Here is a 12,241-nt window from a genome sequence, read left to right as displayed (position 1 = left end):
TTTTAATATGAAAATTTTGGTCGTAGGTTCCGGTACAATGGGACATGGAATAGCAGAAGTTGCTGCTATATCAGGATTTGATGTTAAATTAGTAGATATCTCTTGGGAAATTCTTAATAGAGCTAAAGAAAAAATGCTTGAATCTCTTAAAAAACTTTACGAAAAAGGTACTATAAAAGATTCTCCTGAATCAATAATGAGTAAGATTGAGATGGCTGTTACATATGACGTTGCGAAGGATATAGATATTGCAATTGAGGCAGTTCCTGAAATAATAGATTTAAAAAGAAAAGTCTTTAGTGAACTTGATAGAGTAGCCCCCCAGCACGCTATTCTTGCTACTAATACTAGCTCAATTCCTATATCAGACATTGCGGAAATAACTAGTAGAAAAGAAAAGGTCATTGGAATGCATTTCTTTAATCCACCGCCTATAATGAAGCTTGTTGAAATAATTCCAAGTAAATATACTTCTAGTGATACTATAAATGAAATAATAGAATTATCTAAAAAAATGAATAAAATTCCAGTTAGACTAAAGGTAGAAGTTCCAGGTTTTGTTTCTAATAGAATATATTTTAGACTATTACAAGAGGCTTGTAGAGAAGTTGAAGCAAAAGAAGCTACTATAGAAGGCATAGATAGTGCTGCAAGATATAAACTTAGATTACCAATGGGAATTTTTGAATTAGCTGACTACGTTGGATTAGATGTTTCATTAGATTTGTGGAACGTTATTGTAAGTAGGGGGGCTACTGATGTTAAATGTTCTCTATTTAGTGAGAAAGTAAAATTGAAGGAACTTGGCGTAAAGTCTGGGAAGGGATTTTATAATTATCCTGCAGGTAAATACTCTAAACCAGAACTTCCTAAAGAGTCTGACGTAAAGGGATCTAGACTTATCTCACTAGCTGTAAATGAAGCATCTTGGCTTATAGAGAATAAAATAGTTAATGCTAATGAAATTGATACAGTAATGAAGTATGGATTTAATTTCCCACAAGGATTACTTGAAATTGCAGATAATTTAGGATTAGATAGTATTTTATACGAATTAGAAGATATATATTCTAAAGGATACAGTGCGTATATGCCTAACGCTTTACTAAAAAATATGGTCAATAACGGATATATTGGAAGAAAGTCTGGAAAAGGGTTCTACGAATATTCTTAAAGTTTTTAAACAGTATAAGCAACAATATTTTATGTCTTCATCTTTAAGCTATTATGAGTCGATTCACAGGGAATTAAAGGAAGAAGGGTACATTAATTCAGGTAATATTAATCCTAGTGAAAGATTATGGAATAGGAAAATAATGACAATGAAAAGGGAAGATTTAGATAAATTAAAATCCTTTAGATTAAAGCGTATAGTTAAATGGGCATGGGAAAATTCTGAATTTTATAGAAAATTCTGGAAGTCTAGAGGCTTTGATCCTGAAGTTATTAAAGACTGGAGAGACGTAACTAAAATTCCAATTTTAAGAAAAGACGATCTAAGAAACGATCTTTCTGCTAATCCTCCTTTTGGATCTATAATGGTTCCAGAACTAGCTAGGAGAATAAGATTTGTAGGCGCAACGTCTGGTTCAACGGGAATGCCTACTTTCCAAGGATGGGGCGCATTAGAATTGGACTATTTTGAAGAGGCCCAGGCAAGATATCTGTGGAGTTTTGCTGGTGTAAAGCCTACGGTAGTTTACGCAAATTATTTGAATATGAGTGGATTTTACAGTTGGGGTCCTCCTTTAGTAGAAACAGCTATGTGGAGATGTGGTGCCACTGCAATAGCCGGCGGAGGTGAAACTTACTTTAGTTGGAAAAATAGGCATAATTTGATTTTCAGACTGTGGAAAGTTGATGTACTAGCTACTACTCCATGGTTGCATAGACTTATTGGGGAAGAAGCTAAGAAAGAAGGATGGGAAACTCCTTTTAAAGTACTTTTACTTCATGGCGGAGCAGCAGCAAAAAATACCAAGGAAAAACTTTTCCAGGTTCATCCTAATGCAAAGCTTGCAATAAGTGTATGGGGAACTACTGATGGACACATGGCAATAGAAGTTCCTGGTTTAGATGGGCAGTTGGTAGTCTGGGAGGATATGGAGATATTTGACATTGTTGATCCTAAAACTGATGAGCCAAGTAATGAAGGCGAAAGAGGTGAATTAATAGCTACTTTGCTTAATCACTTTACTATGCCTTTAATACGTTACAGTTTGGGGGACTACGTTAAAAACGAGTTTCTCACAGATCCTGATCCAACATATGGAATAACTCATATGAGGTTTTCCGAACCGATACCGGGTAGAGTAGAATGGATGTTTAAGGTGAAAGGTAAGCTCTTACTTCCTATATATATTGAGGATGCTGTAGATGAAATTCCTGATACTACTGGTATGTTTAATGTTTTCGTCTATGATAATGACATGGATAAATTAAAAATTAGAATAGAAACTGTTAAAGGTAATGTTGACGCGCTGTATGATAAAAAAGCAAGAGAACTCTTAGCTAATAGAATAGGCTTAAATTCAGATGATATAGATATCGAATGGGTAGAGCCTGGTAAGACAATATGGACTGGATATAAATTGCAAGTTTTTATAGATCAGAGGAAGAAAAATAAATGAATCTTTATGATAAGAAATAGTAGTGAATACATTAAGAGTTTAAGAGATGGTAGAAGTATCTATTATAGAGGTACTAAAGTAGATGATGTAACAACACATCCAATACTTTCAGTACCAATATCTCATGCTAAATCCTTTTTTGATTTTAGAGAAGATAAGGAACTAAGAAAATTCCTTACTTTTAATGATTCCAAATTAGGTGAAATAAGTGGTTTTTATAAGATACCTAAAAATTCTGACGATTTATGGTATAGGTCTAGATTAATTCAAGAAACAACAAGACTTAGCAGTGGGCTATTTAATATAATTCAAGCTATAGGTACGGACGCATTATATGCTTTGATGATAGTAACTAAAAAATTAAATGATCAGAAATTTTATTCTAATGTAATAAAATATTATGAATACCTTGCAACTAAAGATCTTGCCGTAGCTACTGCACAAACTGACGTAAAGGGTGATAGGCAAAAAAGGCCTTCTGAACAGTCAGATCCAGATCTCTATGTAAGAGTCGTAGATGTTAGAGATGATGGAATAGTAGTTAGAGGTGCTAAAGTTCATACTACTCAAAGTATAGCTTCTAACGAGATAATATTTTTACCATATAGGGCAATGATAGAAGGAGATAAGGATCATGCAATAGCTTTCGCTATACCTTCTAATACTAAGGGACTTAAAATGATAGTAAGACCTATGATAGAAATAGAAGGTTTGCCATCTAAAGAAGATGCTCCTTTAGCATCTAAGCACGCAGAAGCCGAAACAATGACCATACTAGACGATGTTTTCGTACCTTGGGAAAGAGTATTTATGTTTAAGGATTGGAAATATGCAGGGGAATTAGCTAATCTTTTTGCCTTATTTCATAGATTTACTGCAATATCATATAGAACCGTGGAGGCAGATCTATATTTGGGTGCTGCAAAATTATCTGCTAGATATAATAATATAGAGAGTGCGCCTCATGTAAAAGATGAAATTATTGATTCTATAATGTATAGAGAAATCATGTACATGGCAGCAAGGATTTCTGCCTTAGAACCTAATATAGATTCAAATAGTGGTATAGCAGTACCTAATTCTCTTTATACCAACATAGGCAAATTGTATTCTAATGCGTATTTTCCTGAAATACTTAAGGACGTTATTGATATAGCAGGAGGTATAGTATCTACTCTTCCATCTACTGCAGATATTAATAATCCTCAAGAAAAAGTGTACATAGAGAAATATTTAAGGGGCAATCCCCAGTTTACTGGCGAAGAAAGATTTAAGCTCCTAAGATTTGTAAGAGAATTAGTTGGTGGACCCTTCGCCGGTTATATGCTTGGATGGATGATTCACGCAGAAGGTTCAGTAGCTGCCAGTAAAATTGCTATGTTACGTGAATATAACTTTGATAGAGCAGAAGATTTAGTTTCAAAAATAGCCGATGTTAGGAAAAAGTAATGATCTTGTTTAAAGAACGATAAACTTCTGCAACACTCCATGCTTGTGCGATACATCCTCCGCTTTTGTATGGAGGAATATCTTCAAACAATTCTTGAATATAGCCATTATTTTTTCCTGCAATATCCAATAAAGGCTTGATCTCATTTAATAAATTCTTAACCTTTATTATATTTTTTTCTAGTCTAATTTTAGCATCAGTATATGCTCCTATAAGCCAAGGCCATATAGGTCCATTATGATATGCCTTATCCCTACTAATTCTATCTCCTCTATAGTATGGTATATATGAGGGGTCTTTTCTAGATAATGTACTTAATCCATATGGTCGTAATAATTCATTTTCTACTGTCAAAAGAATTTTGTTAGCTATTTCTTCATTATCTATAATGGGAAAAGGCAAAGATATAGCAAAAATCTGATTAGGTCTTATTTCTTCATTAGGTTTCATGTTAAGATCTATATAATCATATAGTCCATTTTGCCCTACAAAGTTTTCCTTGAAAGCTGATTTAACTACTCTAGCTTTTTCAATAAATTCTGTATAATCTAAACCCAACTCCTTAGATAGTATACTCGTAATCATTAAAGCGTTATACCATAATGCATTAACTTCTACTGCAGCGCCTTCTCTTGGAGTAACTACTGTGCCATCAAATTGAGCATCCATCCAGGTTCGTGGCGAGCCTATATGGAATAACATTCCATTAGTATTATTTATTATCCCATTTCCTTTCCAATACCAATCTATTATATCCAAAATTTTTGGAAAAATTTTCATTATAAATGATTTATCTTTAGTATATTGATAAAATGAGTATATTGAGTTTATGGCCCATAATGATACATCAACTCCCTTGTATATTGGTTCACCATTATGAAGAAATCCATTAGGTAAAAGTCCTTTTTCCTCAAAGTCTAAGTATCTTTTTATTATACTCTTTGCTATTTCATATTCTCCGTTGAGCAAAAGTAATCCTTCCATAGAGACAAAGGTATCTCTACCCCATTCATCAAACCAATGGTATCCAGCTATTATTGCCCAATCTTTTCCTTTTACTACAAAATCTCTACTAGATGCTGATAAGAGCCTTACTATATCTTTATTTAGGTGCATAATACTGCATTTTTTTGGATATAAAACATACGCGTCTATTTCAATTTCGTTAGATTTACTTACAATGCAGAATGGATTATAAAGATCTTCTAAATAATTTGACCCTCTTTCATAGTCTAAATTATAGAAAAAGTTATAATACCAGTACTGAGTGTTCTCTAGTGAGAAGTCTCCGTTTATTCTAAAATAAAGTATAGGTTTTTCATTTAATTTAATTTCTATTATATTATTATTTATACTGAAATCAAAAAATCCTGGTCTAGTTTTTAGCGCAACATGGTGGCTTCTGAATGTTATAAGTGGGCAAATCCTAAACATTCCATTCTCAGAAGAATAAGATATTGAAATGGAATCTGATCCTTTATTTACTATAAGCGTTTTAGTAGTATTTAAATCACCGAAATTATAATTCCAGCTTATGAAATTTTCACCAAGAATTGCTTTATTTAAATATCTATATCCATTAGGATAATAAACATTATAATTATATCTATTTGTAGATAATGGATATTCTTTCCCATTGTAAATAAGAAAATCTTCAAATTTTGATAATATCATGTATCTTTTATGCGGAGGATCTTGCGGGACTATCAAATATCCATGATATGTTCTGGAATTTATACCACAGATAGTAGAAGAAGAATATCCTCCAGTTCCTGTTGGTATCAGCCATTCACGTTGCTCGCATTCCTCTGGATCAATCATTGTATATTACTTTTTGCAAGGTATTTATTTAAAGCAATTATATACTCAGCATGAGACCAAACTAGAGGTATTACTGACGTAGATGTGAAATTTTCTGGATCTACTTGTTCTGGTAATAAACCAGATTTGGTTGCTCTTAAGTTAACCCATTCAATTAAACTTTTAGCTTTGCTAGTATTCCCAGCATCTGCATAATACTCTGTTAACCATAATGTGGTTATTATCCAAGGGTTTGGAAGATTTTTCCTTCTTTGGTAATAATCATTTTCGTATCTTATTACGCCCCCATTTACAATGAGTTTATTTTCAATCATTTTCATGGTATTAACAACTAAAGGATCATTAATGTTAAACATTCCAAAGAAATATGGTGCATACATACTAGCATCTACTGTATAGTCAATATTGCCATATTCATCTATTCTTCTTATAAATCTACCATTATATACCATTTTCTTTTTTGTTTCTTCTATCATAACTTTTGCTACATCCTCTGCGTCATTACCTAATGTTTCATCTCCCATATCTCTAGCTAGTAAAGATCCTTTGATTAAACCTCCATAAACTGTAGCTACAGTAAATAAATGTATGCCATATCTTTCTTCCCAAAGATCAAACGAAGGTTTAGGCAATCCATCTTCTACAAATCTCATCATGAAATACATAGATGGCTTGACTACTCTTTTATAAATTGCTATTAACTCATCTAAATCTTTATATTTTTCATAGTGACTTCCTATGCTCCATACCTCAAGTGCAGTTTCGTCTTCTTGAATAGGGTAAATTCGTTTTCCTTCATAATACCAAGGGTGCCAAGAACTTGCTAATGTCTTATTTGGATTATATTTGTGATATAAGAAACCTTCGTCGTTAATTATATCTTTTATGAAATTGAAATGTTTTACTACTAATTCTCCATAACCTGCTACGTCTAATGCATAAGCAGCGTATGCACAGTCTCTAGGCCAGCAATATTGATAAGAATCTCCATATAAATTTACAAAAGAATAGTCTGAAGATGCTATAAAAGAGCCATTAATATCCATATGATTTTTTATTATTAAAAGACTTATATTGTAAAGTCTAGATAGTTCATTGCTTAACTTGTTTCCTTTGCTTAACCAACTTTTCCAAAACATATAATTAGAAACAAATTTAGATTCTATTTCTGCTGGAGAAATTCTATTGATTAAATTTCTTATTCCTTCCAATGTCTTTTCTGCTGCTATTACATAATATACTTTCCCAAAGGACAGTGGTTCAATCTCAATATCTATACCTATGGCAGATTGTACATTACCGTGAGCTATAGGGTTCTTACTTAGCTTTCCATCTTCCATGTCTCTTGTTATATCATCTTTGGACGTTGTGAAGTCCATATCTATATTTGAAGTTGAAAGAAGCTTAGTAGCGAAATATCGTTTAGATTTGTAATGTATTACAGAAAAAGTGTATGGATCAAATAATGCCGTATCTCCAAAGGGATTTGAATATATATTGAAATCGTGATAATAAAATAATTTAATATTTCTTTTTATATTGTCATGATTAAGAATTTTTATAATTGAATAATATATAGGTTGATCAATATCAACAAAATCATAAGATGTTATAGAAATTTTTGGCTTTTCCAGATCACTTTTTATTTCTACAACATTATTGTTATCTAAGTAGCTTACCTCTGTTTTCCAATCTAAATCAAATTTTAAATTTTCACCATCCCATAAGGCCTTCCTAATAGGAATGCCAGAAATTTGATTTTCTAAACCTATATATGGATAGTAAATATCGACTATTCTTCCATTTTCGTCAAGATTAATTAATAGCTTTCCATTTCCTAAACTAGCGTATCTCATTTTTTCTATATTTATGTTAGTGCATATAGTGAATATAACATTATTCTTGAGAAGATTATTCTCTTGATAAACTTTTTATACTTTCAACAAAAAATCCTTATTCTATTGAAATACAACTATAAAATAATATTCTTATCTTTGCTATAGGCTTCATGCTTACGTTAATGTAGACAGTCATGTAAGTATAGTATCATGTATTTTGCTACCAGAGTTTATTGCTCTATGAGGATAAATTCGTGATCTAACTATTTCACTTTCTTCTCCTATAGTTACATCGTCGCCTATTACACTATCTATTATTTTAGTTCCGTCTTTAATTTCGGAATGTCTTCCTATTATTGAATTTTCTATTCTAACGTTTTTTCCTATATATGTTCTATCCATTATTGAACTTTTTATAATTTTAACATCATTTTCTATAATGGAAAAATTATCTACGGTTGAATTTTGTATGAAAATATTACTTCCAATTTGGCAATGTCTCCCTATTAACGCATTTCCTTCTATTTCCAACCTTCCTCTTTTATATTTACTAATTATAATATTTCTTCTTCGTATAGAGTCTGAACTAGAACCTTGCACAAATATTCTCTTATTTTCGTCAATTCTCTTTCCACCAATTTCTTGGTCAGATAATGTAGCCAAAAGAGTCTCCATCGCGTCCAAATATCTATCAGGTGTTCCAACGTCAAACCATACATCGTTCATCTCATATCCATATACAGGGTAACCATTTTCAATTAAGTAAGGTATTATGTCCTTTCCGAAATCCATTTTACCTTCTTCTCTCATTTTTTGCACGTCTTCGTTATTGAAAATTTCCATTATTTTTGGAGAGAGCACATATATTCCTGTATTTATTAAATTTGAGGGAGCCTCCTCCTTTTTTGGTTTTTCTACGAATCTTTTTATACGCATATCATTATCAAGATCTGCTACGCCAAAGTCTTCTACGTTATTCCACTTCTTAAGTACAATAGTCATTATAGAGTTCTTATTTAAATGATAATCAATAAGGTTCTTTAGATTTATTCTAAAAATATTGTCGCCTTGGATTACTAATGTTATATCCTCTATTCTATAATATTCCATGTTTATTTTTACTGAATCAGCGTTCCCTAAACTATCTACTCTTGGTTGATATTTAAAATGTACTCTAGGTTTTATCCTATATCTAGCAGAGAAACCTATTCCTTCTTTAAACGTATCAAAAAGTGATTTATAGTTTATATATCCTCTTACACCAAAAATGAATTCTTTAACTCCTTGTTTAGCTAATTCTAAAATAGAGAATTCAATCATCGGTCTATTTAAAAGCCTTACTGTTGCCTTAGAGGTCTCTATAGTCAATGGTCTTAATCTTGTGGCTTCTCCACCTATAGGTATTATAACTTTTATGTCAGCTGGATCCCATTTCATACAATTTTATTTATGTATAATCATATAAGAATTTATGGTAGAGAGAATAATAGTAGGCTTTGAAGTACACCAACCTTTTAGAGTAAGAAAAGACGCATTTTGGAACCCAAGATATACTGGAAGCGTATTTGAAAAGTACTTTGATATGCAATTAAACAAAGAAATTTTTGAAAGAGTTAAAAAGAAGTGTTATTTGCCTGCAACCAATATAATTCTAGAAGAAATAGAAAACGCAGAGAATGAAGGAAGAGATGTTAAATTCTTTTTTTCATTATCTGGGACCTTTATAGAACAAGCTGAGAAATGGGGAAAAGATGTTTTAGATATTTTTAGAATATTAGCGTCAACTAAAAAAGTAGAGTTCCTTTCACAAACATATTATCATTCTGTAACCTCTTTGTGGGAAGATAAATATGAATGGATAGATCAAATAAAGTCACATAAAGAACTAATAAAGGAATATTTTGGTCAAGATCCTAAGATTTTTGAGAATACCGAACTCCTAACCAGAAAGGATCTTATCCAGGAAGCAGAAAAACTTGGTTTTAAAGGTTATATATTGGAAGGGAAGGAATCAAATTTAAAAGGAAAAAGTCCAAACTATGTTTATAAATTAAAAGATAGCAAAATATCATTATTTTTTAGAAATTACAAATTGAGTGATGATATAGCGTTTAGGTTTTCTAAAAGAGACTGGAACCAGTATCCATTGACTGCAGATAAATTTTCTAATTGGATAAAAGATTCTCCAGGGCAATCAATATTGATATTTGTAGATTACGAAACTTTTGGGGAGCATCATTGGCCAGAATCTGGAATACTTGATTTTCTTAGATGGCTACCTAGGGAATTGAATAAAAGAGGCGTCAAAATGGTCTTACCAAGCGAATTAATAAATGAAGCATATTATGAAACCGACATAGATACTACGTCGTCTTGGGCAGACGTGAATAAGGACGAAACTTCTTGGCTAGGCAATTTAATGCAATGGGCTTATGATGAAGCTGTAAAAAGGTCTGAAATGCCATCTAGAGAGCTTGGAAATGAGTTTCTAAAAGCTTGGAAATACTTTACTACAAGTGATAATTATTATTATCTTTTTACAGGTGGAGGAGGACCAGGAGAAGTGCATTCATATTTTAGTTCATATTCGTCACCTGTTGATGCGTTTCTTAATGAATTTTATGCCATAAATTCATTTTTAAATGATGAATTAAAGGAACTTAAGATTAATAATGAACCTTTCTTTTTTACTAAAAACGGTAAAAGAGTTGATGTTGCTTGGAATATAAAAGAATTTAATGATATAATTAAGCGAGATAATAGCCTTAAAGAAAACGAAAAGCATCTTAAAGAGTGGTTAAAAAATGAAAAGAATTGAGTCTTTTTGGATACCAGACAAAGTAGACAAAGTATGGATGATAACGTTCGAACTTTTAAATATAGCCTCAATGGGCGGTTTAGGAAATGCAGTATATAATTTAAGTAAAGCCTTAGTCAATAACGGAATTAATGTAACTGTAATTATGCCTAGCCATGGAAGACATTTGAATGATTATTACAGAAATAAACTTAGACTTACGGAAATGCCAATAGCGGCTATAGGAAACAGAAAAGGTAGTGATGGAAATTCTTATCCTTACAAATTAGGATTTGAAAAAGGAGAATTAGATGGTATTAAAATAGTATTAGTTAAAGGTCTAGATTACACTTCAGGAAAGATCATGGACAGTTGGGAAATTTATGATTATACTATGGAAAAATCTGCTCTATTAGCTAGAGCTTTAGAGAGTTATGTTTCAAGTATTCAGTTCAATGATATTCCATCAATAATTCATGTCAACGATTGGCATTCTGTTTTAGCCGGAGTAAAAGCAAAATTTGCATTTGAGGAAAGGAGAATAATAGTTCCTTTAATGTATACTATACACTTGCTTAATAAAGTAGGAGCTCCTTGGCACTTTGCCTCCGAAGATTGGGCAGGATTAGAAAATTATGATCATTATATATGGATGGTTTCACGGCACGTGCTTTACAAAACTAGAACCTTATGGGATATGTGTGATGGAAAGATTGAGAAATTTGGTTGCTATGAGGCAGATTCAATAGCTAGTGTTAGTAAAAATTATCTTACTTACGATGTTTTTCAATTCGTTGGTAATATGATGGAAAATAAAAGCTGCGTTACATATAATGGTACAGATTGGACAATACAAGAGATTGAAGATTACGCAAGAAAAAATCTTGGAACAACTAATAGAAAGGAAATAAGATCAAGGTTATTTTCGTCTTTGCCTAATATGAAAGTAATTCCTGATGATTATAGCTCAGGAAATATGTTGTGGAATAATAGATGGAGAATAGGAATAAGGGATGATTGGACATATGAAGCATTGCAAGACGGTCCATTAGTAATTTTCACTGGTAGAATAGTATACCAAAAAGGAATAGATTTACTTCTGAGAGCTTTTAGACAAGTAGTAAATGAAATATGGAATGCTAAATTAGTAGTCTTAGGTATACCAGCAGGTGACTATGGTTTGCTTCAAGACGTAATTGATAGATCAGCTGAAATAAAAGACAATGTAAGATTAATTATAGGAAAATTAGATTTTAATATATATAAACTATGGCATTATGCTTCTTCAGTATTTGCTGTCCCCTCTAGATGGGAACCTTTTGGCATAAATGCCATAGAGTCAATGGCTGTAGGAACTCCAGTTGTAGCATCTTCTTTAGGAGGTCTATCAGAGAGCATAATAGATGTAAGATGGAGTCCAGAAGGAACTGGATTTCTTTCAGAGCCAAATAGCATAGACTCATTAGCCAAATTACTTAAAAATGCAATTTATTTATCACTAGCTGAAGAATACGGAGACTCAAATTACTTAAATAAGGCAGATCTAGTTAAAGTAAGCGATGTTAAATTCTGGTCTAAAGTTAGGCAAAATTGCATAAATAGGGTTGATGCTAACTTCAGGTGGAATGTTGTAGCTAAAGAGGCATTGAATTGTTATGAGAAATCTATACTAATGGCTAAATATAGAGGTTTAGCATTTATGTAA

Annotated in this window: 8 protein-coding genes; 5 read left to right on the top strand and 3 right to left on the bottom strand. The window is 32.0% G+C overall.

Annotated elements, in window-relative coordinates; genetic code table 11:
• Positions 1-7 precede the first annotated feature (7 nt).
• The 3 genes from DFR85_RS16965 to DFR85_RS16955 are packed head-to-tail and all read left to right on the top strand — an operon-like array spanning position 8 to position 4,079.
• Positions 8-1,174 carry a 3-hydroxyacyl-CoA dehydrogenase gene (locus DFR85_RS16965; protein WP_110269305.1) on the top strand — a complete coding sequence of 389 codons (1,167 nt, stop codon included), beginning with the start codon at positions 8-10 and terminating at the stop codon, positions 1,172-1,174.
• Between the two features lie 31 nt (positions 1,175-1,205).
• Positions 1,206-2,630 (top strand): acyl-CoA synthetase family protein, encoded by a 1,425-nt coding sequence (locus DFR85_RS16960; protein ID WP_110269304.1) that lies wholly within the window; start codon positions 1,206-1,208, stop codon positions 2,628-2,630.
• A 9-nt stretch (positions 2,631-2,639) separates the two neighbouring features.
• Complete coding sequence (locus DFR85_RS16955; protein ID WP_110271736.1) at positions 2,640-4,079, top strand: 4-hydroxyphenylacetate 3-hydroxylase N-terminal domain-containing protein; 1,440 nt, start codon at positions 2,640-2,642, stop codon at positions 4,077-4,079.
• Here DFR85_RS16955 and DFR85_RS16950 read toward each other — a convergent pair.
• The 3 genes from DFR85_RS16950 to DFR85_RS16940 form a co-directional block, all read right to left on the bottom strand.
• Positions 4,066-5,901 (bottom strand): amylo-alpha-1,6-glucosidase, encoded by a 1,836-nt coding sequence (locus DFR85_RS16950; protein WP_110269303.1) that lies wholly within the window; start codon positions 5,899-5,901, stop codon positions 4,066-4,068. The genes DFR85_RS16955 and DFR85_RS16950 overlap by 14 nt on opposite strands.
• Complete coding sequence (locus DFR85_RS16945) at positions 5,898-7,757, bottom strand: glycoside hydrolase family 15 protein (RefSeq protein ID WP_110269302.1); 1,860 nt, start codon at positions 7,755-7,757, stop codon at positions 5,898-5,900. Before DFR85_RS16945 ends, DFR85_RS16950 begins: the two co-directional genes overlap by 4 nt.
• 174 nt (positions 7,758-7,931) lie before the next feature.
• Positions 7,932-9,176, bottom strand: a complete 1,245-nt coding sequence (locus DFR85_RS16940; RefSeq protein WP_110269301.1) for a sugar phosphate nucleotidyltransferase — start codon at positions 9,174-9,176, stop codon at positions 7,932-7,934.
• 34 nt (positions 9,177-9,210) lie between these two features.
• Between DFR85_RS16940 and DFR85_RS16935 the strand changes: the two genes are divergently transcribed.
• Together DFR85_RS16935 and DFR85_RS16930 are read left to right on the top strand one after the other, a co-directional pair.
• Positions 9,211-10,557, top strand: a complete 1,347-nt coding sequence (locus tag DFR85_RS16935; RefSeq protein WP_110269300.1) for a glycoside hydrolase family 57 protein — start codon at positions 9,211-9,213, stop codon at positions 10,555-10,557.
• Positions 10,544-12,241: a glycosyltransferase gene (locus DFR85_RS16930; protein WP_110269299.1), complete on the top strand. Its 1,698-nt coding sequence runs from the start codon at positions 10,544-10,546 to the stop codon at positions 12,239-12,241. The genes DFR85_RS16935 and DFR85_RS16930 overlap by 14 nt, the downstream gene beginning before the upstream one ends.

This window comes from Acidianus brierleyi (genome assembly GCF_003201835.2).
Classification (GTDB): domain Archaea; phylum Thermoproteota; class Thermoprotei_A; order Sulfolobales; family Sulfolobaceae; genus Aramenus; species Aramenus brierleyi.
This window is presented reverse-complemented; position numbering and strand designations above follow the sequence as displayed.